Genomic DNA, 24,657 nt, shown 5'->3' on the forward strand with positions numbered 1-24,657 from the left:
TGTGCCGTCAGGCTTTGGGCATGGCGTCGGCGCGGACCTCCTCGATTTCGACGGTGGCACGGCGCGCGGAGGCCCGGATGCAGGCTTCGAGCATGTAGAGAGATTGAAGGTGATCGCGACCGGTGCATTCGGGTGCCGCACCGCGAAAAATGGCAACGAACATCGCCAGAAGATCCGTCGCATCGCTGATCCAGGGCTCATGTTCCGGCAAGGGGATCGGGGTTAATTCGGCGTCGTGACGTCGCCCCGCGGCCAGATTGCCGAACATCTCGCGCTGCACGACGATACCGCCCGTGCAATCGGTTCGCCAATCAAAGTCCAACCGGTCGATGCCCGCGGCCCAGGTGCCTTGGTAATTGACCCGTATGCCGCCGTGAAACCCGAAGAGCGCCGAGACGTTCGCATCACCCTCGTACATCGACCAGGACGGGTTGAAGGTTTGTGCCTGCACATAGGCCGGCTCGGCCCGGTAGACGTAGCGCATGATATCGAAGTGATGGATCGACTGCTCCCATAGCATCGGATGCGGCATGGTCAGCGGATACTTGTTGAGGCGCGGCTGGCGGCCGTCGCGCCACCGCTCGTACAGAAACCTGCCAAATTCCGGGCTGCCGTAGTCACCACCGTCGAGCGCTTTGCGCAGTGCCTGCGTCACGCCGAGATAGCGAAAATTGAGCCCGACGATCAATGGCACGCCGGCACTCTCGGCCATGTCGACAAACTTGCTCGCGCTCGCAACGCTATCTGCCAGAGGCTTCTCGGCTAGTATCGCGATACCATGAGCGCAACAGGTCTCGATCAGCGCGTCGCGGCCGCCGGGCGGGGTGCACAACAATGCAGCGTCCGCAGCGACGCCGGTGACCTCGGACAGATCCGCGGCAACTGCCACACCGGGGAAATCGTGCGCTGCACGATCCCTTGCGCGCGCGTCGGGATCGCATAGGGCAACGATCTGCACGTCAGGGTTTGCACGCACCACACTCAGCCAGGTACGTGCCCGCGCGCCCAGGCCCACGACGATCAGGCGTAAAGGGGTCATGCTGTCACCGGCTCGGCAAGGAGTAGATCGAGGAAATCGTCGGGCGAGGTCCAGCAAACGTCTTGCAGCGGCCCGTCGAACTGGCTGCCCATCGGCGGGCGGATCGCTTCGGCTTTGCTCGTCGAGACCTCGACCTCGACACCCGGCATTCGCGCAACGATTGCCTGAGCAAGCTCGAGATGGCTGACCACAGGCGGCGTGCCCGCATGCAGGACCGACGCCCTGCCCCACGGTGCTGTCATCAAGCCCGCTATGCCTCCTGCCAGGTCCGGCAACCACGCCCATTCGCGTCGGCCGTCAGGATCGCTGACCGTGATCCGGCCGCGCGAGCGTGCCTCGGCAATCATCCGGCCGACCAGACAGAGGTGCTGGCGACTTTCACGGACCGCTTCGAATGGACCTGCGATATTGCCAAGCCGTACCGAGAGCGTCTCCATCTGCGTGTCGGCCGCGGCGCGCGTGACGATCTCCCCGGCTTGCTTGGCGGCGGCATAGGGGATGCGACCGGTCGGCAGCGTGGCTTCGGTGAACCGTCCCTCCCGTGCCGGGGCGTCTGTCGCGGAAAAGACCCCCATGGAACTCAGGAACAGGGCCCGCCGGGCACCGGCCCGACGCGCTGCGGCAAGGCTCGCGGTCAACATTCCGACGTTGCGCGCCAGATGCTCCGCTGCGGTGATGCCAAGGGCCTTCGGGTCGGCAGTCAAGGCCGCGCCGTGAATGACGGCGCTGATCTCTCCGATCTGGTCGAGCGCCACTTCGATCGGCGCCTCGATCAATTGCGATCCTGTCAACCGGTCGCGCGTTGCGGCATCGATCACCCGGTCGGTCGCCACGACGGCTTGACCTGCACTTATTAAAGCGGCCGCAATCTCTGAGCAGACGAAGCCGCCCGCGCCGGTGACAAGGATCGGTGCCTTGGTCATTCCCGGTCTTGCGCTCCGGCAATGCGCACCGCGTCCGCGATATCGGCAGCATGTTCCGAACCGGTTGCCACAAAGGGCGGTCGGACGCGGGCGAATTCAGGGTCGTTCTTCTGCGCCGCCACCGCGGCCTTGATCCCCGGGATCAGCGGCACACCCTCGAAAAGGCGACGCACCGCGCTGACCTGCTCGTGCAGTGCGCCGTGATCGGGACCATTCAGCCCGTCGATCAGCGCACGGATACCAGCCGGATTGACGTTGGAACTAGCACTGATGCAACCTGCCCCACCCGCGGCAACGTTTTCCGGGATCATCGTTTCAGAGGCGGAATAGGTGTCGATCTGTGGAAAGGCCGCGATCACAGACGCGGTGTTTTCCCACGATCCGCTGCTATCCTTGAGACCGGCAATCACGCCAGGATAAGCAGCGATCAACCGCTCGATCAGCGGCAGAGTGATCGGCACACCCGACATCTGCGGGATATGGTAGAGGTAGACCCTGAGACCCGGACCCACCGCTTCAATCACCTGTGCGTAGGCGTCAAAGACACCTGTGTCGCTGACGCCCTTGTAGAAGAACGGGGGCAGCATAAGCACCCCCCGACAGCCGAGTTTTGTCGCATGGGCCGACAAGGCGATGCTGTCCGCCGCCGCGCAGCACCCTGTGCCGGGAATCAATTGCTCTGCGGGAATTCCTGCCTCGACAAGAGCTTCAAGCGCCGACATCCGTTCGGCGACTGTCAGGGAATTGGCTTCACTGGTTGTCCCGAAAGGCGCGAGGCCGTGGGCGCCAGATGCCAGCAATCCCTTGGAATGGGCTACAAAGCGACCGGTGTCGACTGAGAGGTCTGCTGCGAATGGGGTGATCGCCGGGACGAACAATTCGATCTTGCGCGGGGTCATGTCGGACCTTTCGGGTTTGTTGGGTCTTGAACTAGGGGGCGTCGATAAGTGTGATCGGCGGGATATGGCGAAACTCGTCATCCGCCTGCGCACCGCCGCGCCACATCATCACGGCGAAATGGCCATCGCGCTCCATGACGGACGCGCCGAGGTGCCAGACGTTGGGCGCATAGATCACGCCGATGGAACCGGGCATGTCGAAGGCACAAGCCCTGCTTGGATCGGGATCGCCGTTGTCGTTTGACGGCATGACGACGACGACATATCGCTCCACGTCGAGCGGCAGAAAACACTGTGCCGCGTATGGATGCCGCTCGACTTGCGACGCGGTGATCGGCAACGGCGTTTGCCTGACGAAGTTCACATGGACGACGGCCGAGGTGTCGTCCGGGTGCTCGGCAAAGGCATCGCTGTAGAAGGCGCGCTCACCCGGGCGGTCGGGCGGCGTCACAAAGCGGCCATAGGGGGCGAAGGCTTCCGGGTCCGGCGGCATCAGTCGAAGTTGAATTCCAACCAGGCTCGGGTCTTGGTGAGACGCCGTCAGATGATGTCTGGGATCGCTGTCAGGCATCACGCGTTCGCCTCCGGGGGTGGCACATGGGCACGCCAGTGGTCCGCGATTTCATCACGTCGGCAGAGCCAAACATCAGGAGCGTCCTTGATGTGGTCCATGAACCGGATCAGTCCGGCTATCCGCCCCGGATGACCGATCACCCGAGCATGCAGACCAATGGACATCATCCGCGGCATGTCGCGCGATTCCGCCTGCAGGACATCAAAGGTGTCGATCAGGTAGTTGGCATAATCGCGGCCAGAATAGACGTCTCCCGACAGCAGTTTCGCGTCGTTCGTGACCATGGAGTAGGGGATGACCAGATGGGGTCCCTTCGGCCCCGAAGTCCAGTATGGCAGATCGTCGTTGTAGGCATCGCTGTCATAGTCGAAACCGCCATGGGCCTGCACGAGCTCGCGGGTCGATGCCGAGGCCGAATATCGGCAATACCAGCCACGAGGCGCGCGCCCTACGCTGCGGGTCAGGCTTTCGTGGGCCTGCGCGATGTGCCGTTCTTCGGTCTCGCGGTCGATCAGGTAGTGCTCGATCCATCGCATGCCGTGTGCGCAGATATCCCAATCCGTCGCGGCGATGGCCGCCGCGATGTCAGGACTGCGTTCCAACGCCTGAGCACTGGCAAAGACCGTCAGCGGAACGCCGCGTTCGGTAAAGAGGCGGTGCAGTCTCCAGAAGCCGACTCGGGAGCCGTATTCATACATACTCTCTGCGGCAAGGTCGCGGCTCCCGAGCGGCACCCGGCTTGCCCGCACCTCGGTCAAAGCGGCCTCGGAACGGCCATCGCCGTCCTCGATCGAGTATTCCGAGCCTTCCTCGACGTTGAGAACGAAATTCACCGCCAGCCCTGCCCCGCCCGGCCAGCGAATGCTGGGCGGGTTCGGGCCGTAGCCAGCCAGATCGCGCGGGCGGCTCACTTGGTCACCGCCCGTCCTGATCGACCGTAAAACATCGAAACCATATCACTCGCGCTCTTAGTCACGTGGCCCCTCCACCTTGTTGAAGAAGCAGCACCAGTCGCCGGCGTTGACGTTTGGCAGGGCGCGCAATCCAAAAAACATTCCGTCGGCGGGTGCATGCAAAGCGCCGACCTCGTCGCCAAAGATGTTGACGATCCGGGCGATGCGGTCGCCCTTCTTCATCATCGTCAGGAAATCGACGCCCTCTTCGGGCAGGAATATGCCTGACGCCGGCGCGAGAAGTGCCTCTTGTTGACCTATGGTCGCATCGTCCGGATAGGTCGCCTCGCCGTCCAGCATGTCGTAGTGATAGCAGATGTTGATGATCGACTTTGCCAACTCGGCGCCCACATAGCGGAACCGCTCGGGCGAGGTGTAGGACCGGCCGCCCAGTTCCACCGTGATGCCGACCTTGCCAGCGCCGTTCAACGCCGCCATCGGACTGCCCGACTTGGTGAAGTTGGACATGATGCATCCCCAGCCTGCGCCCATGGCCTTGGCCAGTTCAACGCTCTCCGGTCGCTCATCGACAAAGATCGCCTTGTCGAGGAAGGAATGAGCGCCGCCCGAATGGATCGAAATCTCCATATCGGCCACGTCTTTCATCGCTTCCCAATGTGCGTGGGCCAGACGGTCGGTGAAATAGCCCTCGGGTTTGCCGGGGTAAATCCGGTTCATGTCATAGGCAAACGTGTCGAGCGGGTTGCCGCGCTCTGCCGCAGAGAAGGCAATCGGGTTCACGCAGGGCACCAGAACGACGGCGCCGCGCAGCTTGGAGGCATCGATCTGCTCTCGGGCAAGCATGCACGCCAACGGCCCTTCGGGTTCATCGCCATGAATGGCCGCGTTGACCCAGAACGTCGGACCGGCGCTCGCACCGTTGATGACGACGACAGGGATATCGACCTTGACGCCGCCCGCGATATCCGGGCCGGGAATAGCGCCACGCACAACTTCGCCGGGTTTCGCGGTCGCGGTGCCGACCGTCAGGCTCTCGTTCTCTTGCGTGGCCATCAGACTGCCTCCGCTCCGCCCTCTTCCCAGGCTTTCAGCTGGGCGGGCGTGTAGACCTGCATGAATTCGATCTCGATGCCGCCGGCATCGTTGTCCAAAAAGGCGACCCAACCTTCGGGGTGGGCATGGCTGCCGAACTTCTTGCAGGCCTTGCATTCGCGCAGGGAAGCACCCTGCTTCTGGGCATGGGCCAATGCGGCGTCGATGTCGTCCACCTCATAGCAGATGTGGTGCAATCCCTCGGCGCCTCGCTCTTCGATCCACGCATCGAAGCGGCCACCCTTCTCGGTCGACTGGCAGAGCTGATATTCAATGCCGCCCAGATCGAACAAGGCAACCTTGTTGCCGGATTTCGGGAAATGGGTGATCTCGGTATCGGCTGGCACATCGAGAAAGCGCGCGTAGGTTGCCAAAGCGGCTTCGGCGTCGCGCACGGCGAAGGCCATGTGCTTGATGCTCTTGACGTTCGGATTGTCGGATTTGGTCATGATGCTGTCCTGTTGTGAATTTGCGGATCGCCGGGTCTATTCGGCAGGTGTGCGCGCATCTGCGCGAAAGCTTTCGACGACCGCGGCCATGCGCGACATCGCCGTTCGAATGCGGTCGACCGGCTGCGTCATCGACATGCGAATGAAATCATCGGTGTGATCGCCATAGATCGTGCCGGGATACATCATCACCCGACCCTCCGCCAAAAGGCGCTCACAGAATTCGCCGGCCGTGATACCGAGGTTCAGGCTCGCCACATTGGCATAGACATAAAACGCACCCTGCGGTTCGGCGTAGCCCATGCCCATATTGTCGAGCCCTTCGAGGATCGCCGCGCGGCGCTCATCGTAGGTCTGACGCATCTCTTCGACGCAATCCTGAGAGCCTGTCATCGCTGCAAGCGCGGCGTGCTGGCTCACCGCGGCCGTCGAAATGGCAAAGGCATGGTTCACCTCCGACATAGGCTCGATCAGCGCGCGCGGTCCCGCGAGGTAGCCGATCCGCCAACCCGTCATCGCATAAGCCTTGGAAAAGCCCGAAAGGGTGATGGTGCGCTCTTTCATGTCCGGCAGCGAGGCCACCGGCACCACGGTGTTGTTGCCAAAGGTGAGGCGGGCATAAATCTCGTCCGATATCACGATGAGGTCATGCTTCTTTGCCAGTTCGGCGATCTTGCGCACCTCGTCGGGCGGGGTGACGGTGCCTGTCGGATTGTTGGGGTTGATCAGCACGAGGATCTTGGATTTCGGGGTGATCCGGGCCTCGACCATCTCTGCTGTGAGAGTGAAGTTGGTCTCGAGCGTCATCGGAACCTTGACCACCACAGCGTCCGACATTTCTGCCGCCTGCTGATATGGATTGTAGCCGGGGCACGGCACGATGATTTCGTCGCCGGGGTCGAGCAACGACAGCGCGATGATGAACATACCCTGCTGACCACCGGGGGTGATCATGATCTCGTCGGCGGCATAGTCGGCACCGCCGTAGGTCCGGATATTGTCGGCGATGGCCTCGCGCAGCGGCAGAATGCCCAGTGGATGGGTATAGTGGGTCGCCCCGTTGGCCAGGGCCTCCTGGCCGGCCTTGATGATATGGGCCGGGGTATCGAGATCCGGGTCGCCACGGCCCAGCTTGATCACATCATCCAGCCCCTCCGCGATGTCGAGCATCTTGGTGATGAGCGCGCCGTCAGAGAGTTTGACCCGTTTGGCCAGTCGTTTGTCGATCGTCATGTCTTGGTCCTCCTCGCCCTGCATCAGGCCAGCGAATAGATTTCGGAATATTTCTGCGTCAGGTAGGCAAGGTACGGCTTGGGATCGAGCGGACGACCCGTTGCCTTCTCCAGCAATTCGTCGCGGGTAAACCGGCGACCATGCTGGGCCACGTTGCTGTTCAGCCACTCGCGCAGCGGGGTGTAGTCGGCGGCATCCAGACCTGCCTGAATCGCGGAATCCTCTGTCGTCGCGGTCTCGAACAACTGCGCCGCCATGATATTGCCGACCGTGTAGTTGCAGAACGTCCCGATCTGACCAGAAGACCAGTGCACGTCCTGCAGGACTCCCTTGGCGTCGTCGGGAACATCGACACCGAGGTATTCCTTCATGCCGGCGTTCCACGCTTCGGGCAGGTCCTTGACCTCCAGCGAACCGTCCACCAGCTTGGCCTCCAGCTCGCACCGCAACATGACGTGGAAATCGTAGGTCAACTCGTCGGCCTCAACCCGAATAAAGCTCGGCTCGGACTTGTTGATCGCGCGGTAGAACTCCTCCGTGGTGACGTCGTCGAGGAGGCCGGGATGCGCTGCCCTGATGTCGTCCATATGGTTTTCCCAGAAGGCGCGACTGCGGCCGACGTGGTTCTCCCACAGGCGCGACTGGCTCTCATGGGCACCAAAGCTGACGCCACCGACGGCGTAGAGGCTGATCAGGTCTGTCGCGAGCGGTGTGCGGGTATAGGCCGGATCGACGCTTTGCTCATACATGGCGTGTCCCGCTTCGTGCAGCGCACCAAACAAAGACATCTGCATGAAATCGCGAGCCACTCGCGTGGTGATACGAACATCGTTCCGGGTGAAGGACACTTCGAAGGGATGCACCGTCAGATCGAGGCGACCACGATCGAGATCATAGCCGATCTTCTCCGCCATCTTGAGGGCAAAGGCCATCTGCTGATCTTCGGGATAATCCCGATACAGAAAGTCCGATCTCGGCGCGTCCGCCTCGGCAATCGCCCGGACCAGCGGCAGCATTCCCTCACGGAGCTGCGCAAAAAGGGTATCGAGGCCCTTTTTTGTCGTGCCCGGCTCGAACCGATACATAAGGGCATCATAGGGATGGTCTTCGTATCCAATCGCCTGAGCCATTTCCCGATTGATCTCGACCATCTGCGTCAGCGCATCGGCAAAAATCGGGAATTCCGCCTTCCGGCGGGCCTCGGCCCAGACGTCGTGGGCCTCAGAGCCCAATTCGGTCTTGCGCCGCAAAAGCTCTGCAGGGATTCGCTCGTGGTAGTCGATGGCCTCGCGGACCTGCGCCACCATCCGGGCTTCGGCGCTGTCTTCGGGCTTGCCAGCCACATCCTTCTCAGCCCCTCCAAGAGCACGCTTTGCCTCATCCGAGCACAACAGGTTGCGGGCAGCCACGGCCAAGGTCGACAATTGCTTGGAACGGGTGGCGCTGCCTCCCTTGGGCATCATGACGCGGGCATCCCACGACAGGACCGAACCCGCGTTCAAAAAGTCGTTCACGCGGCCCATGACCTCGATCAACCCAGTGTAGCTCATATTGGCATCTCTCCTTTTGCAAGGCGCTGCGGGGCTGTGGTGCGGTCCTTCGCACGATGCCCTACGCTGCCTGCTTGACTATACATTCTGCTCGTGTATCCCATTCAACAAGAACAATGTCGACAATATACTGATGGCAAGGAAGCCAGCGGGTGTCAAACCAAAACAACGACCATCCGACGCTACTTTCGCCCCAACGCCCGCGTAAGACCAACAAAGGAGCCGCCCTCGATGCCAAGCCCAACCACCAATGAAACCTCACTGGTCGAGATGGCCGTCTCCGGCGTGATCACGACGCCGGCAGTGCGTCCCGGTCAGTATATTCCGCATCCCGACGGCACTTCGACGGTGCTGCCGGGCATGTATGGAATCACCTACAACGTCCGGTGTGGCGATCGGGCCTTTGGGTGGGCAGGCGATCACGTCGAACCCGGCGTCTCCATTGATGACGAGGGTGATTCGGGGCGGCACCATGCGCTGCACTACCTCAATTGCATCGGCAACGAAGCCGTCGTTACAAGCGGCATGGCGACCGGCGCGAAGGGTATCGTGATTGGCGAACATGCCCGCATTCTCGTCCAGTTCGACGAGGACGCACAGGAGCTGATGGCCCCGGGCGACAAGATCCAAGTGATGACAAAGGGTCAGGGGCTCGCACTTGCCGACTATCCAGGCGTCGCGCTCAAGAAGATGAGCCCGCGCCTTTTTCACGCAATGGGAATCACCGAAGAGGCAGGGCGGCTGCACGTAAAGGTGGCGATGGAGCTGCCAGTGCGGATCATGGGGTCGGGCGCCGAGCTCAACTCTGAATATGTCGATCAGGATCTGATGTCGGGCGATCGCGCATTGATGGCCGATCTCGGGATCGACCAGATGCGGCTTGGAGATCTCATTGCCATCCGGCACGCCGATCACCATTGGGGCCGATCCTACCGAAAGGACGCGGTCTCCATCTGCCTGTGCATTCACGGCGACAGCATCATGACCGGGCACGGCCCCGGCATTCTCACCCTGATGACCGCGCGCAACGGCGAGATCGACTTCACGGTCGACGCCTCCGCCAATCTTGCCACCCTTCTCGACCTCGGAGCACAATAATGACCGTCAAAACCAATGCCGCCGACATCGTGGCCGTCTCCATCATGGGCCAGGTCGCAAATCCATCCCTCTCCGGCCTTCCGGCCGAACCCTACCGGCTCGACGCCGACGGCCGGGCCTTTCTCTGGCCGACTTTCGGGGGCATCGTCTACAATGTCAGCGTCGGCGACAGCGCATTTGGCTGGTCTGGCGATTGCATCCATCCCGGTGTGAGCATCTCGCACCCCGATGCGAACAAGAACCGGGGCCTCAACGTCTTTGCCTGCGTCGGCAACGAAGCGATGGTCGTCACCGGTGCCGCCAAGGGCGCAAAAGGTGTCGTCACCGGTAAATCCGGCCGCTTCTCGGATCAGGTGATCGTGCATTTCGACGAAGCGACACGACGCAAGCTCGCCGTGGATGACCGGATCACGGTGCGCAGCGAAGGCGTTGGGATGGTGGCGACAGACAGCCCCGAGGTGGCGTTCAAATCCCTCTCCCCTGCCCTGTTCGACAAGCTGCCTAAGAAAATGGAAGACGGCGTGCTCAAAATCGGCGTTGTCGCCACCGTGCCTCCGCACATGGTTGGCGCTGGCGCGGGCCTGACCTCCGAGGGCGGCTCGCTGCACATGCAGTCGACCGACCGAGAGGAACTGGCCAAACACCGGCTCGACTCCCTTCGCTTAGGCGACGTTGTGGCAATCGCCGACACCGACAGCCGGTACAATCACGGCTACCTGCGCGGTGCGATGTCGATCGGCATCGTCGGACAGACGGACGGCCCACGCGCTGGCTACGGTCCCGGCATGACCATCGTCATGACTGCCCCCGCCGGACAGCTCGGTGCCTACGACGCGCCCGGCACCAATATTGCCGACATTCTGGAGTTGCGGGCATGAGCACTCCGATCAAAATGACCAACGTTGACCGCGAACAGCTGCGCGGCTTCGTCACCGAGGGCTTCGCCGCCCTCGGGTTGACCGACGAAGACGCAGGTATCTTCGCCAATGCGCTGATCTTCTCTGAGCTGCGCTTCCATCCTGGTCAGGGACAAGGCGTCGCGCGCCTGCGCCGCTATCACGAGCGGATCGGTAATGGCGAGGTCAACCCGCGTGCTGGCTGGTCGATCCTCAAGGAAGGCCCCGCCCTTGCCCTCGTCGATGCGCACAACGGCATCGGTACCGTCGCCGCGGCCAAGGCGATGAGTCTGGCGATCAAGAAAGCCAAGGAAGGCGGCATCGGCACCGTCATCGTGCGCAACTCCACGCATTACGGATCAAGTGCCGTTCACGCCTGTCAGGCCCTCGACCACGGTTGTGTCGGCATCGCCTACACCAACGCCGGCCCCGAAATGGCCCCTTGGGGCGGGCGGGAAGGTGCAACGGGCACGAACCCATGGTCCATCGCTGCACCCTCCGACAAAGGTTTTCCCGTGGTACTCGACATCGCGCTGACGACAGCGGGCAAAGGCATGATGAAGTGGCACGAGCGGGAAGGCCGCAAGATGCCGCTCGACTGGGCGCTGACCCCTGACGGCGAGGAAACCGATGATCCGTCGGCCGCGATGGCAGGCGCACTTCTCGGGATCGGCGGGCACAAGGGCTACGGGCTGGCGTTCATGACCGAAGCGACGACCGGCGTCCTGTCGGGCGGTGGCTTTGGGCTGACGCCCTATTCCAATCCCGACAAACTCGACGTCTCGCACTACTTCCAAGCCATCGACATCTCGTGGTTCATGGACCCCGACGACTATGCCAAGCGCATGGGCGAATTCGTCGACATGTGCAAATCCCGCGCCCTGCGGCCGGGATTCGACGAAATCCTCGTCCCGGGCGAACAAGAGGCCCGACGCACTGCCGCGAAATCGGCGGGGGGCGTGCCGATCGACGACGTCGTATTGGCCGATATGATCGAGCTGGGCCGTGAGTTGGGCCTGAAAACCCAGCTCGACGCGCTCCGCCCCTACACCGGAACAACGCTGTGAGCGATCTCGCTCCCCTCCCCACGGCGTTCCACGCCCGCGCGCGCGACCGACTGCGCGCGCGGGCGGAGGCTGCAGGTCTCGACGGGTTGTTGCTCTTGCGCGCATCCAACCTCGCCTATGCCACAGGTCTTTTCCTTTCGGCCAACGAACGCCCCATGGGCGTCTGGTTGCCTGTAGACGGCGACCCGATCCTGCTCCTGCCGGGGCTGGAACGGGAAAACGCCGAAGGGACCACCATCATCGATGCCCGGTTCTATGACGAGTTCCCCGGCGAAGTGCCGCCGGTCCTCTGGATGCTCGATCAGATCGGACCATGCGCCATGGCCATCGACGCTCTCGACGCGGCGCTTCTCGACGCCGCGAGGGATCGGCTGACGCGGCTCGATCTCGTCGACCATGCAATGCTGGCCCGCGCGATCAAAGAGCCGGAAGAGATCGCACTGACCGTCGAGGCCGCGCACTTTGCGGACCTGTTCCTATACAGGTTGCACGCGGCAGCAGGCGATATCATCGCTCAAGGCGGCACCGAGGCGGACTTGATGGCCGACGCGATGGCTCACGCCCGTGGCGCCCTCTTTGCCAAGCACAAGACGGTCTTCGCAGGCACGCCGATGGGCATCACCGCCAGCGTCCATTCCGGCCCCCGCGCCGCCCTGCCCCACGGCGCAGTCCTCGAAAGAACACCGCAGGCCGGGGAAACGCTGATCGCTGGAATTGGGGCGAGCCTTGGCGGCTATCACGCCGAAAGCGGCGTCACCCTGATCGTGGGCGAGATATCGGGCGAGCAACGCCGCATCATGCGCGCCATGCAGGATTGCAACAACGCCGCCATTGCGGCCTGCGCCGCCGGGGTGAGCTGCCGCGAGGCGAACGAGGCGGCGATGGACGCCCTTCGCAACGCCGGGCTTGGTGATACCATCCGGCACCGGATCGGCCACGGCATGGGGCTCGAAGGACACGAAGCTCCGTGGCTGGCACCCGGCGACACGACACCGATCGTGCCGGGCATGATCTATTCCAGCGAACCGGGCGTCTACCGGCCCGGTATCGACGGCTACCGCACCATCGACACGATGATCGTCACAGAAACACCTACCGGCAACGGCGTCACCGTGCCGTCCCGGTTCCAGTCCGAAACTCCGATCGACGCCCGCGTCATCGCCAACTGAAGAGGCCCCGAAATGCCAGAACCAGCAGCCTGGAAGTACCAGAAGATCACCAAACCGATGTTCGAGGGCAATTCCGTCGACACCGTATTCTTCGGCCGGGTCATCACCTGCGTCGGTGACGAAGTGATCGAGGACGGTTTCGTCCACATCAAGGACGGCAAGTTCGCCGCCGTCGGTGCGCGCGGCGATGCACCTGCCGGAGCCGACACGCTCGACACCAACGGCAAAACCCTGATGCCCGGCATGATGAACAGCCACGCCCACCTCAGTTGGGACGGCATCCACGAACTCAGCCAGCAGTCGATGTTCGACGCCCCGGAAATCCGCGCTTACAAAGCCGCCGGGAACATGATCAAATCCCTGCGGGCCGGGATCACACTGGTGCGTGACCTTGGCGTTCACAATGCCAACCTGTTCACCAAACAAGCCGTCGCTCAGGGCATCTTTCCGGGTCCGCGCCTGCTGGTGTCGGGCGAGTCGATCATCCAGACCGGGGGGCACACATACTGGGTCTGCCGCGAGGCCTCCGGTGCGGATGAAATGCGCCGGGCCGTGCGGGATCAGGTCAAGGGCGGCGCTGATCTGATCAAGATCATGGCCTGCCACGATACGCTCGAGTTTACCGACGAAGAGTTGCACGCCGTCATAGACGAGGCACACCGCAACCGCCTCCCGATCACGGCACACGCAACCTATGACGCCTGCATCGCCCGCGTCGCAGAGGCGGGGATCGACTGCATCGAACATGGCGGGTCCATGTCCGACGCCACGATCCAACTGCTGCTAGACAAGAAGCTACCCATCGTCACGACCTTCTCCGCGCTGGTCATTCAGGCCAACGAAGAGATCGCCCGCGCCTTCGGCATTCCAGAGTGGAAGATCGAAGAGCGCAAAAAGGCAGTTGCCGACAAGAGCCGGTTCGATGGCCTGGTCCGTGCGGCCAAGGCCGGCGTGCCCATCGTGTTCGGCACCGACGCAGGTTCGCCCGCGGTGGAACATGACCGGATCGTGCCGGAACTCGGGTTTATGGTCGAGGTCGGGGTCTGCCCTGACAACCTCGACGCCCTGCGCGCCATCACCGCTCGTGCGGCGGTGCTTAACGGGGTCGGCGACACGCTCGGCACGCTGGAGGCCGGAAAACTGGCCGACATGATCGTCGTGGACGGAAAGCCCGACCAAGACCTGACCGCACTCGAAAACGTCACCATGACCTTTATCGACGGAAAGAGGATGCACGGATGAGCCCTTCCCTTCTGCTGCAACGCACAGCCCCCCGTATCGTCGAAGAAGACGGTGCTTTCCGCACAAAAATGCTGGGCATCGCCGCCGGCCTCGATAACGTGATCGCCCTCGGTCGGGGCGACCCGGATTTCCACACGCCGGGCCATATCGTCGAGGCCGCCAAGAGGGCGCTCGATGACAATCAGCACCACTACACCGGCCCAACCGGCCTGCCCGCTCTGCGCGAGGCCATCGCCGAAAACCTGCGCAGCGAATATTCGCTCGACTATACTGCCGATGAAATCGTGGTGACGGCAGGCGTGCAGGAAAGCATCATGCTGTGCATGCTCGGGCTGGTGCAGGAAGGCGACGAGGTTCTGATTACCTCGCCCCGGTTCACCACCTACGACACCGCAGTGCATCTCTGCGGCGGCGTGCCGGTTCCGGTGCCGACCTATGCCAAGGACGACTTCGCGCTGGATCCTGCCGAGATCGAGGCGCGGATCACGCCCAAGACCCGGATGTTCGTGCTGGTCTCTCCCAACAATCCGACCGGTGCCGTGACACCGCCGGACGCGATCCGCAAGATCGCCGAGCTTGCGGTGAAGCACGACATCCTGATCATCGCCGACGAGATCTACGCAAAGCTGATCTATCCGCCGCACGAGCACCTCTCGCTCGCCTCCCTGCCGGGGATGAAGGACCGGACGATCACGCTCAACGGGTTCTCCAAGACTTACGCCATGACAGGCTGGCGCGTCGGCTATATGGCCGCCCCCGCCGATTTCGTGGAAAAGCTGACAGAGCCACGGCACACCTTGTCGATCAACACCTGCACTGTCTCGCAGCACGCTGCTCTGGCAGCACTGACCGGGCCGCAGGACGACATGGAAAAGATGTATGCCGAATACGCCGAGCGGCGGGATTACCTGATGGCGGCCCTCGGAGATGCCGGGCTCAGCTTTGGCGCACCCGGCGGGGCGTTCTACATCTACACCGATATTTCCAGCACCGGGATGAAGGCCAAGCCCTTCTGCGAGGGGCTGTTGCGCGAAACCGGCGTCATGGTGTTCCCCGGCGATATGTTCGGTGAGGCCGAAAGTGATTTCATCCGCATCTCCTACCTGCAACCGCTGCCCCTGATCCAAGAAGCGATGGGGCGGATCAAAGGATTTATCGACGCCCAGAAAGGCAAAGTGGCATGAGTGACGTTAAACCGAACATGAGCCCCGACATGGCCGACAAATTCGTCGGCATTCAGGTCAGCCCGATCAGCTTTATCGACGAAGGCGTCGATACCGTACTCGACACGCTGAAAGACCGGGTGGGCGTCAACGTCCTGATGCTCGGCACCGTGTCGTGGCTGGGGCTCAAGACCGGGCGGAGCATTTCGCACAAGCTCGACGGTTGGCCCGACCACGGTGTGCCAGAGCCCTTCACGATGAAGGGCGGCGCCTATTTCGACCCCGATCCGCGGTATTACACCAAGACGCTGATCAAGGATTTCCGCGCCACCGACGAGGAAATGAAAGGGATCGACATTCTCGACCTCGTCGTGCCCGCCGCTCACGAACGTGGCATGAAGGTCTACGTCGAACTGATGGAGCCGTTCTTCAAATACGCAGGCCACGGCTCGGTCAACAATATCGAGATTCCGAACCTCGCCACATGCATGGAAGTGGACGTCTTCGGCCGCCGCAAGGACGAACCGTCGACCTCAAACCCGGATTATCGCAACTGGATGCACGCGATCATCGAGGATCAGGTGCGCAACTACGACATCGACGGGATCATGTGGTGCAACGAGCGAAACTCCCCGCTCGACCAGATGATGCAGGGCGAAGCGCCGGGCGATTTCTCCGAACCCAGCCGTCAGGAAGCCATCGCCCGCGGCATCGACGTCGAAGCCTGCCGCCGCGCCTGCATTGCGATGCATGAATACATGCAAGCCGCCCGTGCCGGTGAAGAATTCGACGACGGCGCATTCGTCACCTTCCTGCGGGTGCTGATGCAGAACCCCGAAGTGCTGATCTGGGAGAAGTTCTGGCTTGAGCGCAACAAGGATCTCGACCGCGAACTCTACGGTCTGGTGAAATGGTGCAAACCCAACCTGCCATTCGGGCTCAACGTCTGGAACCGCAACCATTTCAACATCTTCCGCCGCGCACAGTGGCCCTGGTACGAACAGACGATGTATGCGGATTGGGTCAAACCGATCACCTACCAGCACCAGTCGGGCGAGATTTGGAACAAGGAATTCGGCTTTTTCCAGAAGACGATCCTGCGCGACTTCGATCCGGAAACCGCGATGCGGGTGCTCGACGGCATCCTGAATATCGAGGGCTCTCCCCTGAACTCGGTCGTGCAGGACGGGCTTGATCCAGACACCTACGTCTTCAACCAATGTGCAGACGCGGTGCGCGGCGTGCATGGCGACGCCAAGGTCTTCATGGGCCTCGGCATCGACGCGCCGCGGGTTCGCGAGGATCAGGCGAAATGCACGCCCGACATCGCGTATCGGTCCGTCATGGCGACCTACCGTGCGGGGGGCGACGGCGTCGTTCTGTCGCCCAACTACGCCTCGATGAAGCTCACAAACCTCGACGGCGTGGCAAAGGCGCTGACTGAGCTGGGGCTGAAAGCGTGAGCGTCCTCGACATCGTGATCTCGGGCGGCGACGTGCTGCTGCCCGATGGTCTGCACCGGGTGGACATTGGCCTGTCCGAAGGCACGATCGCGGGCGTTTACGCCCCCGGCCTTGCGCCCACATCAACCGAGACAATCGACGCCACAGGAAAGACGGTGCTCCCCGGCATCGTCGACATCCACTTCCACGTCCGCGCTCCCGCCTACCCCGAACGCGGCACAGTTGCCTCCGAAACACGGGCAGCGGCGGCGGGCGGCGTGACGACCCTGTTCGAAATGCCGATCTCCAAGCCCTGTTGCTCGACGCCTGCGGAATTCGCACGGCGCCGGGACCATTTCGCCGAAAACGCTGTGATCGATTTCGCGCTCTATGCCGCCCCCGGCGATCTGACCGAGGGCACGCGGGACGAAATGTTGCGGCTTGGGGCCATCGCCTTCAAGATCTTCACGACCCCTGCCCCGGCAGGCCGCGGTGACGAATTTGACGGCCTCGCGTTTCCGGACGAGGCGGACCAGCTCCGGGCCTTGCAACTGCTTGCCACGACCGGGCGTCCGGTCGTCGTCCACGCAGAAAGCGCATCGCTCCTCGCTCATTTCGAGACAGCAGCAGCGGCCTTGGATCCTGCCGATGCGGCCACGCACAACGCCTCGCGCCCAGCGGTTTGCGAATCCGTGGCAGTGGCCAAGCTGCTGGCCATGAACATGACCGCACAGGCCAAATTGCACATCGCCCATGTCACCAGCGCCGAGACCGTGGCGGTGCTTCGGGCCTTCGCGGGAACGTCGGATTTCACCGCGGAAACCTGCCCGCAATACCTCTTTGCCACGCAAGACGATGTTGCGCGGGCCGGCATTTACGGCAAGGTCAACCCGCCGATCCGCCTCCAATCGGATCAGGACGCACTTTGGCAGGCCATTGAGGACGGCGTGATCGACTATGTCACTACCGACCACGCGCCCTTTTCTCTGGCAGAGAAAAAGGCGTCAGAAGGCAACTTTCCCAAGGCGCCGCCGGGTGTGCCCGGCATCGAATTCATGCTGCCGGCCATGCTCGACGCGGTCGCGCAGGGGCAGCTGACGCTCAAGCGGGCACACGATCTGATCTGCGCAAATGGAACGAGACGCTATGGGCTCTACCCGCACAAGGGAGCAATCACACCTGGAAGCGCAGGCGATCTTGTCATTGTCGACTTGGCAGGCGAAACTGAAATATCAGCAGCAACACTGAAAACCCACGCCCGAGAAGTCGCACATCTGTTCGAAGGCCGGCGCCTGCGCGGACGGATCGTCAGAACGTTGCTGAAGGGTGCGACCGTCTATCTCGAAGGCGAGGTAACCGGACAGGGCGGACAAGGGGCCTTTGTGACCCCGGCTGCAAAAAAGTGATGCGACAGAAACGGTAGCCTTCGACACATCAGGTCGGGCGCGTTTCCGTCGTGAGTATGTGAGAGGAGGAGCCGCCCATGGCCATGGTCGATACAACACCACCGGACGAGATCATGCGAGAGGCGGACACCGTCGGCTGGAAGGCGGGACTGCAAACGATCCGGCGGGTCACCGCTCTTTCCTTCCGCTCGCCCTGGATGGTGACGATCGCACTGGTGTCGACGCTGATCGCCGCTGTCCTGCAACTTCTGATCCCCGTCCTGCTCGGTCGCGCCGTTGATCAGACCCAAATGCTCATCGCCGATCCGGCAGGGGCGGAGGCGGCCACGTCCGCATTATGGACCACTGCCCTGCTGGTGCTGGCGGCATCGGTTGGTCGCGGGGTCTTCACGACGTTTCAGAACTATTTCTCCGAAAGCGTCGGCCACCGGGTCGGCTACGCCCTACGGCTGGCCTACTACGAGAAAATTCAGCGGCTCAGCTTCGGGTTTCACGACCGGGTCCACTCCGGAGATCTGATCACATTAGGGATGCTCGATCTCGAAGGGGTGAGAATGTTCTTCTCCACCGGCCTCGTGCGGATCCTGCTCCTTGGTATCCTGATCGGCATCGGCGGCTACATGCTCTTGTCGACGGACTTCGTTCTTGGACTGCTCGCGCTCAGCTTCGTGCCCTTCGTCGCATGGCGCAGTTCGGTCTCGCAGTTGAAACTGCGGGGAACATGGCTCGAATTGCAGAACAGGCTCTCGGTGCTCAGCCGCGTGATGGAGGAAAACCTCGCAGGGATCCGAGTCGTCCGTGCCTTTGGCGCTCAGCCGTTCGAAATGCAGAAATTTGCCACCGCATCGACCAGCGCGCTCGAACTGGCGCACGAACGGGTCGACATCCGGGTGCGTAACACCAGCGCGATGACGCTGTCGTTCTTTCTCGCGATGGGCCTCGTTCTGTGGGTGGGCAGCGGCAAGGTGACAAACGGCGAAATCAGCGTCGGCACGCTCACTGCGTTCCTGACCTTCATGACGATCCTGCAGATGCCGGTGCGCCAGCTTGGGATGTTGGTGAACTCCTTCGCGCGGACGGCCACCTGCGGCGAACGGATTTTTTCCTTGCTCGACCTCGACCTCGCCATCACCGACAAGCCCGACGCAAAACCGCTCGAAATCACCGAAGGCGTCGTGCAATTCGTCTCGGTTGGCTTCACCTATCCAACGGCCAAGACACCGACGCTGAGCAACCTGAGCTTCAGCGCAAGGAAAGGCGAAACGATCGGCCTTATCGGTCCACCCGGCAGCGGCAAATCGACGATCGCGCATCTCGTTCCGCGGTTCTACGATGTCACCTCTGGGCGTATCACCATCGACGGGCAGGACATCCGCGACGTGACCCTCGCATCGCTGCGACATGCGGTCGTCGTGGTGCAGCAGGATGCGTTCCTGTTCACCACGAGCCTTGAGAACAACATCGCCTACGGCGATCCTTGGGCGCCTCCGCAGCAGATCGCCGACGCCAGCGCCTCCGCGCAACTGGCGCAGTTCATCGCGACGCTGCCCGCCGGATATGAGACCGTCGTGGGCGAACGGGGGGCTTCGCTGTCAGGCGGGCAACGCCAGCGCATGACCATTGCGCGAACCCTGATGTTGCGCCCGACCGTGTTAATCTTCGATGACAGCACGGCCGCGGTCGACGCAGGCACCGAACAACGCATCCGCGCCACCATTCAGGCACAGGCCGCCGAACGGGTGACGATCATCGTGGCGCACCGGTTGAATTCGCTGATGCACGCCGACCGGATCCTGTTCATCGAAGAGGGACAGATCGTCGAGCAAGGCACACACCGCGAATTGCTCGCCTTGAACGGGCGCTATGCCGCGCTTCACCGGCTACAGGTTCGCCCGGATGACGCCGCCGGCGATGCGGACACCACTTCCGAAAAGGCCCAGTCATGAGCGAAGAACTCGAAGTCGAACGCGGCGATATCCGCGACAACGGGCGTCGCCCGCCGAGGGCCGTGGTCGGATCACATCGAATCGAAGAGGAGATGTTCGGGCGGGTTTTCGACGGTCGGATCGTCCGGAGGATCTGGGAATTCGTCCGGCCCTACAAACGGCAACTGGCAATCTCCATTGCCGCCGTGCTTGTGTTTACCGGCACCCAACTCGCCATCCCCCTAATCATCCGACACGCCATTGACGAAGGGCTCGCAGCCGATGCCGCCGGACTGACAGCCCTGCGCTGGTCGATGGCCCTGTTCGCCCTGACCATTCTTTTGAACTTTGGCGCCTCATGGGTGCAGGAAAGCGTCGTCGGGAAAAGCGCCGAAAACGTGCTCTTCGACATCCGGACAGCGATGTTCGGGCACCTGCAAGACGTTTCCCTTGGCTTCATGGACAAGACCGAGGTCGGACGGCTGATGTCGCGGCTGCAGGGCGACGTGAACTCGATGCAGGAATTTCTCGAGACCTCCGTTCTGTCGGTCGGTGATCTGGTGCTGCTGTTCGGGATCATCGCCTCGATGCTCTGGCTCGACTGGCAATTGGGGCTCCTGACGCTCAGCGTCCTGCCCGTTCTGTTCCTCGTGCGGGTCATCTGGCTCCCTCGGGCGCGGGTCGCCTTCATGTCGGCACATGTCGCCAACTCGGTCGCGAATGGCGCACTGGCCGAGGCGATCCATGGCGTGCGCACCGTGCAGGGCATGGACCGTCAGCCCGTCAACTTCGAACTCTACGACGACAAGGCGATGTCCACCCTGCTGGCCCATCGGACCGCGTCGAAGTACGCGCAGGTCATGGTGCCGATCGTCGACAGCCTCACGGGGGTCGCGATGGCCGTAGTCGTCGTCGTCGGTGGCTCAATGGTCGTCGGCGCGCAGATCGACGTCGGCGTGATGGTGGCATTCCTTTTCTACATCCAGCGGTTCTTTGATCCGATCCGATCTCTGACGATGCAGTATTCGGTGATGCAAAGGGCCATGGCGTCCGGGCAGCGGCTTATCGACGTGCTCGACGTGCCTGTCGAAATCAGCGACTCGCGCACCGCGGTCGATTTGCCGTCCGACACCGATGGTGCCGTCGAGTTCCGGGACGTCACGTTTGGGTACAACCCGGAAAGGCCGGTGCTCCATAATGTGAGCTTCAAGGTCAATCCGGGCGAAACAGTCGCACTGGTCGGCCCCACAGGTTCCGGCAAATCCAGTGCGATGTCATTGCTCAAGCGGTTCTACGACGTGCAGGGCGGCCAGGTGATCGTCGGCGGTCACAACGTGCGCGACCTGACACGGGCCTCGCTCGGGCGCGAAATCGCCATGGTCCTGCAAGAGCCGTTTTTGTTCAGCGGCACGCTGATGGAGAACATCCGCTACAACAAGACCGATGCCACCGAAGAGGACGTCATCGACGCCGCCCGCGCCGTTGGGGCGCATGAGTTCATCATGGACCTGCCCGGCGGCTACGACACCATGATGGGGGAACGCGGCGGCACCCTGTCGCTTGGGCAGCGGCAACTGATCAGCTTTGCCCGGGCGCTGGTGGCAGATGCGCGCATCCTCGTGCTGGATGAGGCGACGGCCAGCATCGACAGCTATACCGAGATGCAGATCCAGAAAGCGTTGAAGATCCTGCTGCAAGGCCGGACGGGGCTCGTCATCGCACACCGGCTGGCGACCATTCGCGACGCAGACCGGATCATCGTGCTGCGCGAAGGCGAAGTGCTGGAGCAAGGGAACCACGACGAACTGATGGCGCTCGGCGGTCTCTATGCCCAGCTCTACAGCGTCAACTACGCCTCCTTCGATGACCTGCCCGCTGGAACGACCCGGATGTCAGATGCCCAAAGCTCCTGATCCTGACGTGTCCGAAACGGCTCAGGCGGCCTCCTGTAAGGGGATCAGAAGCGTTGCATGACATTTGCCGTGTTGGATAATAGTAAACGCCTCTCACCAAAGCGATTGGCCAGCGCCAGAGGCACACAATGACGGAAATCAAAGGGAGCTCCGATTGCGGGAATTCACCCAAGAACTCCTTCGTCCAGCACATCGCAATCTCGCTGGAAACGAATGCGATCACCCCATCTGACGTCAGCGATGAAGTGGTCTGGCACGGAATGACCACCGAACCTCTGCGCGGAAGAAGCGCCATTGACCGGGAACTGGAGGGCCGACCACAACCAACATTGATTGTGGTCGAACATGCCATTTCTCACGGAAAGGTCGGCGCGGCCAGCGGTATGGCAACCTATGAGAACGGTCGCGATCGGCGCTTCAGTCACTTCTTTGAGTTCACGAACGCTAAGGCTAACTGCGTCGCTTCGATCAAAAGCTACGGATGATCGTGACGGCAGCGGCACCCGCAGGGCCGCTGCCAGCGATCATTATCCGTTCTCCTTCAACCGCGGATCAAGGAAATCACGCAGCCAGTCACCAATGATGTTGAAGGCCAGCACAGTGAACACAATCGCGAGGCCGGGGAACACCGCCATCCACCACTTGTTCGACAACAGATGGTCGCGGCTTTCGGACAACATGGACCCCCAAGTCGGTACGGAGGGCGGCACGCCAAGGCCCAAGAACGACAGCGCCGCCTCGGAGAGGATCACACCCGCCACGTTGAACGATGCAATGACGGTCAGCGGCGCCACAATATTGGGCAGGATTGTGCGGAACAGGATCGAGAAGGTGCTGTCACCCATCGCACGGGCCGCTTCGACGTATTCCTTTTCGCGCAAACTCAGGGTCTGGGCACGAACGATTCGGGCATAGGTGATCCATTGGCCGATGCCGAGAACGAGGATGATGTTCACAAGCCCCGGTCCCAGCACCACCAGAAACATGATCGCCAGCAGGATGAACGGGAACGCGAGCTGGATGTCGCCCAGGCGCATGATCACATCGTCGATCCAGCCACCAAAGTAGCCAGACACCAGCCCCGCGACCGTGCCCAAGGTGCCGCCCACGGCGATGGCCGCCACGCCCACAAGCAAGGAAACGCGAGCGCCATAAAGCAGGCGGGACAAGACATCGCGTCCCAATTGATCAGAGCCCAGCCAATACGTCAGATCGCCCACACCGGGCGATCCCGGCTCCAGCAGTCGCATCATGATATTCTGACGGTTCGGGTCGAACGGCGCCACGGCCGGTCCAAAGATCGCCACGAAGGTGACGACCAGCAGGATCAGCATACCCAACAGCGCCCAACGGCTTGTGACGAGGCTTTGGAAAGCGCGGCGCATTTCGCGGCGGCGGTAAGATACCGGCGGAACCGGCACCGCTTCGGTCTCGACGACGTTTGTATGTAGGTCGGTCATAGGAACGCCCTCGTTAGAGTTTCACGCGCGGATCAAGGCGCGCATAGATCAGATCGACGATCAGGTTGAGCAGGATGAATATGCCGGCAAGCAGAATGACGGAGGCCTGCACCACCGGAATGTCACGTTGGTTGATGGCATTGAACACGAGGCGTCCGATACCCGGATACGAGAATACCGTCTCTACCACGACGACGCCGCCGAGCAGGAAGCCGAACTCGAGACCGATCATCGTGACAACCGGCAGCCATGCATTGCGCATCGCATGGTGCATAACGACACGGGTCTCGGAAATGCCCTTGGAGCGCGCCGTGCGGACGTAATCCTGCCCGAGAACTTCCAGCATCGACGACCGGATCAGCCGGGCATTGCGGGCCAGCGTATAGGTGCCGACCGCCAGCGCGGGCAGCACCATGTAATACATCGACTGCGGCAAGTTGCGGAATGCGGTGGAGAATTCACCGGCAAAAAGAGGTTCCAGGAACGGCACATGGCCCGAAATCGGAAACCATCCCAGATAGAGGCCGAAGTAGAGAATCATCATGATTCCCATCCAGAAATTCGGGATCGACTGGCCGAGCATCGCCAATGTCATGATACCGCCGTCGACCGGGCGACCACGGTTGAGTGCCGCAAAGATGCCCAACGGAATTGATAGACCGATCGCAAGCACCAGCGAAAAGAACGTCAGTTCGATAGTCGCGGGCATGGCTTCGAGAACCACGCCCATCGCCGGTTGCCGATAGCTCAACGAATTGCCGAAATCACCATGCAGCGCGTTCCAGACGTAGCTGAGATATTGCACAGGCAGCGGGCGATCAAAGCCAAGTGCTTCTCTGGCACGCTGGATTTCCTCCACGCTGGCGTTCTCGGAGACGAACAGATAGGTCGGGTCCCCGCCCATCTGCAATGAAATGAAACTGATCAGCGTCACGCCAATCAGCACGATGATGCTTTGCAGCAAGCGCCTTATCAAAAATGTCCACATTGGCTCGACCTCTACCAGAGCATCCGTTGGGCCGCGTTATCTGCGGATCGCAAGCACAGCGGTGCAGTCATGCTGCACAATGCTGCATCATCATTCATTTGCCCTATGGCGGGTTTCATCCGTATCCCCTCATTTCGCATTGTTCCTGCCTCGCTAAGCTTGACAATCGGTTCGTTCATCAAACAGGGTATATTTTAGATTGTCGACAGTTGAAC

The 24,657-nt window shown here is 61.9% G+C and carries 22 protein-coding genes; 11 read left to right on the forward strand and 11 right to left on the reverse strand.

Translation table 11 applies throughout. The annotated features are described in order from the left end of the window. Positions 1–7: 7 nt before the first annotated feature. Genes LOM8899_RS01060 through LOM8899_RS01100 form a run of 9 tightly spaced genes read right to left on the reverse strand, consistent with a single transcriptional unit; the run spans position 8 to position 8,673 of the window. A complete protein-coding gene (locus tag LOM8899_RS01060; protein WP_093990313.1) occupies positions 8–1,039 on the reverse strand; it encodes a Gfo/Idh/MocA family protein in 1,032 nt (343 codons plus the stop codon). Next, the gene (locus tag LOM8899_RS01065; RefSeq protein WP_093990314.1) at positions 1,036–1,962 is read right to left on the reverse strand and encodes an NAD-dependent epimerase/dehydratase family protein; all 927 of its coding nucleotides are present in this window, start codon (positions 1,960–1,962) and stop codon (positions 1,036–1,038) included. The genes LOM8899_RS01060 and LOM8899_RS01065 overlap by 4 nt, the downstream gene beginning before the upstream one ends. After that, a complete protein-coding gene (locus LOM8899_RS01070) occupies positions 1,959–2,861 on the reverse strand; it encodes a dihydrodipicolinate synthase family protein (protein WP_093990315.1) in 903 nt (300 codons plus the stop codon). The genes LOM8899_RS01065 and LOM8899_RS01070 overlap by 4 nt, the downstream gene beginning before the upstream one ends. A 31-nt stretch (positions 2,862–2,892) precedes the next feature. Then, a complete protein-coding gene (locus LOM8899_RS01075; protein ID WP_093990316.1) occupies positions 2,893–3,432 on the reverse strand; it encodes an ureidoglycolate lyase in 540 nt (179 codons plus the stop codon). Next, positions 3,432–4,346, reverse strand: a complete 915-nt coding sequence (locus tag LOM8899_RS01080; RefSeq protein ID WP_093990317.1) for a polysaccharide deacetylase family protein — start codon at positions 4,344–4,346, stop codon at positions 3,432–3,434. The genes LOM8899_RS01075 and LOM8899_RS01080 overlap by 1 nt, the downstream gene beginning before the upstream one ends. A 57-nt stretch (positions 4,347–4,403) precedes the next feature. After that, positions 4,404–5,402, reverse strand: a complete 999-nt coding sequence (locus LOM8899_RS01085; protein ID WP_093990318.1) for a succinylglutamate desuccinylase/aspartoacylase family protein — start codon at positions 5,400–5,402, stop codon at positions 4,404–4,406. Next, on the reverse strand, positions 5,402–5,890 hold the full coding sequence (locus LOM8899_RS01090) for a VOC family protein (protein WP_245820399.1): 489 nt from the start codon (positions 5,888–5,890) through the stop codon (positions 5,402–5,404). Before LOM8899_RS01090 ends, LOM8899_RS01085 begins: the two co-directional genes overlap by 1 nt. Positions 5,891–5,926: 36 nt before the next feature. Then, the gene (locus tag LOM8899_RS01095) at positions 5,927–7,123 is read right to left on the reverse strand and encodes a pyridoxal phosphate-dependent aminotransferase (RefSeq protein WP_093991345.1); all 1,197 of its coding nucleotides are present in this window, start codon (positions 7,121–7,123) and stop codon (positions 5,927–5,929) included. A gap of 23 nt (positions 7,124–7,146) precedes the next feature. Continuing rightward, positions 7,147–8,673: a carboxypeptidase M32 gene (locus LOM8899_RS01100; protein WP_093990320.1), complete on the reverse strand. Its 1,527-nt coding sequence runs from the start codon at positions 8,671–8,673 to the stop codon at positions 7,147–7,149. 231 nt (positions 8,674–8,904) lie between these two features. On the opposite strand from LOM8899_RS01100, the gene LOM8899_RS01105 reads away from it, so the two are divergent. The 11 genes from LOM8899_RS01105 to LOM8899_RS01155 all read left to right on the forward strand — a co-directional run bounded on the left by LOM8899_RS01105 (position 8,905) and on the right by LOM8899_RS01155 (position 22,479). Beyond that, the gene (locus tag LOM8899_RS01105; RefSeq protein WP_093990321.1) at positions 8,905–9,771 is read left to right on the forward strand and encodes a DUF4438 domain-containing protein; all 867 of its coding nucleotides are present in this window, start codon (positions 8,905–8,907) and stop codon (positions 9,769–9,771) included. Continuing rightward, a complete protein-coding gene (locus tag LOM8899_RS01110; protein WP_093990322.1) occupies positions 9,771–10,649 on the forward strand; it encodes a DUF4438 domain-containing protein in 879 nt (292 codons plus the stop codon). Before LOM8899_RS01105 ends, LOM8899_RS01110 begins: the two co-directional genes overlap by 1 nt. Further along, positions 10,646–11,734 (forward strand): Ldh family oxidoreductase, encoded by a 1,089-nt coding sequence (locus tag LOM8899_RS01115; RefSeq protein ID WP_093990323.1) that lies wholly within the window; start codon positions 10,646–10,648, stop codon positions 11,732–11,734. Before LOM8899_RS01110 ends, LOM8899_RS01115 begins: the two co-directional genes overlap by 4 nt. Next, positions 11,731–12,903, forward strand: coding sequence for a M24 family metallopeptidase (locus LOM8899_RS01120; protein ID WP_245820400.1), 1,173 nt, complete (start codon positions 11,731–11,733; stop codon positions 12,901–12,903). Before LOM8899_RS01115 ends, LOM8899_RS01120 begins: the two co-directional genes overlap by 4 nt. A gap of 12 nt (positions 12,904–12,915) precedes the next feature. Beyond that, on the forward strand, positions 12,916–14,145 hold the full coding sequence (locus tag LOM8899_RS01125) for an amidohydrolase family protein (protein ID WP_093990324.1): 1,230 nt from the start codon (positions 12,916–12,918) through the stop codon (positions 14,143–14,145). Next, positions 14,142–15,329: a pyridoxal phosphate-dependent aminotransferase gene (locus tag LOM8899_RS01130; RefSeq protein WP_093990325.1), complete on the forward strand. Its 1,188-nt coding sequence runs from the start codon at positions 14,142–14,144 to the stop codon at positions 15,327–15,329. Before LOM8899_RS01125 ends, LOM8899_RS01130 begins: the two co-directional genes overlap by 4 nt. Next, positions 15,326–16,771 (forward strand): glycoside hydrolase family protein, encoded by a 1,446-nt coding sequence (locus LOM8899_RS01135; RefSeq protein ID WP_093990326.1) that lies wholly within the window; start codon positions 15,326–15,328, stop codon positions 16,769–16,771. The genes LOM8899_RS01130 and LOM8899_RS01135 overlap by 4 nt, the downstream gene beginning before the upstream one ends. Next, positions 16,768–18,156 carry a dihydroorotase gene (locus LOM8899_RS01140; protein WP_093990327.1) on the forward strand — a complete coding sequence of 463 codons (1,389 nt, stop codon included), beginning with the start codon at positions 16,768–16,770 and terminating at the stop codon, positions 18,154–18,156. Before LOM8899_RS01135 ends, LOM8899_RS01140 begins: the two co-directional genes overlap by 4 nt. A gap of 77 nt (positions 18,157–18,233) precedes the next feature. Further along, complete coding sequence (locus LOM8899_RS01145) at positions 18,234–20,102, forward strand: ABC transporter ATP-binding protein (RefSeq protein WP_211096152.1); 1,869 nt, start codon at positions 18,234–18,236, stop codon at positions 20,100–20,102. Further along, positions 20,099–21,994: an ABC transporter ATP-binding protein gene (locus tag LOM8899_RS01150; RefSeq protein WP_093990328.1), complete on the forward strand. Its 1,896-nt coding sequence runs from the start codon at positions 20,099–20,101 to the stop codon at positions 21,992–21,994. The genes LOM8899_RS01145 and LOM8899_RS01150 overlap by 4 nt, the downstream gene beginning before the upstream one ends. A 128-nt stretch (positions 21,995–22,122) precedes the next feature. Further along, a complete protein-coding gene (locus LOM8899_RS01155) occupies positions 22,123–22,479 on the forward strand; it encodes a hypothetical protein (protein ID WP_093990329.1) in 357 nt (118 codons plus the stop codon). A gap of 42 nt (positions 22,480–22,521) precedes the next feature. Here the strand turns inward: LOM8899_RS01155 and LOM8899_RS01160 are convergent, their stop codons facing one another. Together LOM8899_RS01160 and LOM8899_RS01165 are read right to left on the reverse strand one after the other, a co-directional pair. After that, the gene (locus LOM8899_RS01160; protein ID WP_245820401.1) at positions 22,522–23,454 is read right to left on the reverse strand and encodes an ABC transporter permease; all 933 of its coding nucleotides are present in this window, start codon (positions 23,452–23,454) and stop codon (positions 22,522–22,524) included. 13 nt (positions 23,455–23,467) lie between these two features. Continuing rightward, positions 23,468–24,442, reverse strand: a complete 975-nt coding sequence (locus LOM8899_RS01165; protein WP_093990330.1) for an ABC transporter permease — start codon at positions 24,440–24,442, stop codon at positions 23,468–23,470. Between the last annotated feature and the right edge of the window lie 215 nt (positions 24,443–24,657).

The organism is Flavimaricola marinus, assembly GCF_900184895.1.
Taxonomy (GTDB): Bacteria; Pseudomonadota; Alphaproteobacteria; order Rhodobacterales; family Rhodobacteraceae; genus Flavimaricola; species Flavimaricola marinus.

Excerpts from the sequence above, each read along its gene's own strand:
- LOM8899_RS01060 (WP_093990313.1), bottom strand. The coding sequence starts at position 1,039 with ATGACCCCTTTACGCCTGATCGTCGTGGGCCTGGGCGCGCGGGCACGT.
- LOM8899_RS01065 (WP_093990314.1), bottom strand. The coding sequence starts at position 1,962 with ATGACCAAGGCACCGATCCTTGTCACCGGCGCGGGCGGCTTCGTCTGC.
- LOM8899_RS01070 (WP_093990315.1), bottom strand. The coding sequence starts at position 2,861 with ATGACCCCGCGCAAGATCGAATTGTTCGTCCCGGCGATCACCCCATTC.
- LOM8899_RS01075 (WP_093990316.1), bottom strand. The coding sequence starts at position 3,432 with ATGCCTGACAGCGATCCCAGACATCATCTGACGGCGTCTCACCAAGAC.
- LOM8899_RS01085 (WP_093990318.1), bottom strand. The coding sequence starts at position 5,402 with ATGGCCACGCAAGAGAACGAGAGCCTGACGGTCGGCACCGCGACCGCG.
- LOM8899_RS01090 (WP_245820399.1), bottom strand. The coding sequence starts at position 5,890 with ATGACCAAATCCGACAATCCGAACGTCAAGAGCATCAAGCACATGGCC.
- LOM8899_RS01095 (WP_093991345.1), bottom strand. The coding sequence starts at position 7,123 with ATGACGATCGACAAACGACTGGCCAAACGGGTCAAACTCTCTGACGGC.
- LOM8899_RS01100 (WP_093990320.1), bottom strand. The coding sequence starts at position 8,673 with ATGAGCTACACTGGGTTGATCGAGGTCATGGGCCGCGTGAACGACTTT.
- LOM8899_RS01105 (WP_093990321.1), top strand. The coding sequence starts at position 8,905 with ATGCCAAGCCCAACCACCAATGAAACCTCACTGGTCGAGATGGCCGTC.
- LOM8899_RS01110 (WP_093990322.1), top strand. The coding sequence starts at position 9,771 with ATGACCGTCAAAACCAATGCCGCCGACATCGTGGCCGTCTCCATCATG.
- LOM8899_RS01115 (WP_093990323.1), top strand. The coding sequence starts at position 10,646 with ATGAGCACTCCGATCAAAATGACCAACGTTGACCGCGAACAGCTGCGC.
- LOM8899_RS01125 (WP_093990324.1), top strand. The coding sequence starts at position 12,916 with ATGCCAGAACCAGCAGCCTGGAAGTACCAGAAGATCACCAAACCGATG.
- LOM8899_RS01130 (WP_093990325.1), top strand. The coding sequence starts at position 14,142 with ATGAGCCCTTCCCTTCTGCTGCAACGCACAGCCCCCCGTATCGTCGAA.
- LOM8899_RS01135 (WP_093990326.1), top strand. The coding sequence starts at position 15,326 with ATGAGTGACGTTAAACCGAACATGAGCCCCGACATGGCCGACAAATTC.
- LOM8899_RS01145 (WP_211096152.1), top strand. The coding sequence starts at position 18,234 with ATGGCCATGGTCGATACAACACCACCGGACGAGATCATGCGAGAGGCG.
- LOM8899_RS01150 (WP_093990328.1), top strand. The coding sequence starts at position 20,099 with ATGAGCGAAGAACTCGAAGTCGAACGCGGCGATATCCGCGACAACGGG.
- LOM8899_RS01155 (WP_093990329.1), top strand. The coding sequence starts at position 22,123 with ATGACGGAAATCAAAGGGAGCTCCGATTGCGGGAATTCACCCAAGAAC.
- LOM8899_RS01160 (WP_245820401.1), bottom strand. The coding sequence starts at position 23,454 with ATGACCGACCTACATACAAACGTCGTCGAGACCGAAGCGGTGCCGGTT.
- LOM8899_RS01165 (WP_093990330.1), bottom strand. The coding sequence starts at position 24,442 with ATGTGGACATTTTTGATAAGGCGCTTGCTGCAAAGCATCATCGTGCTG.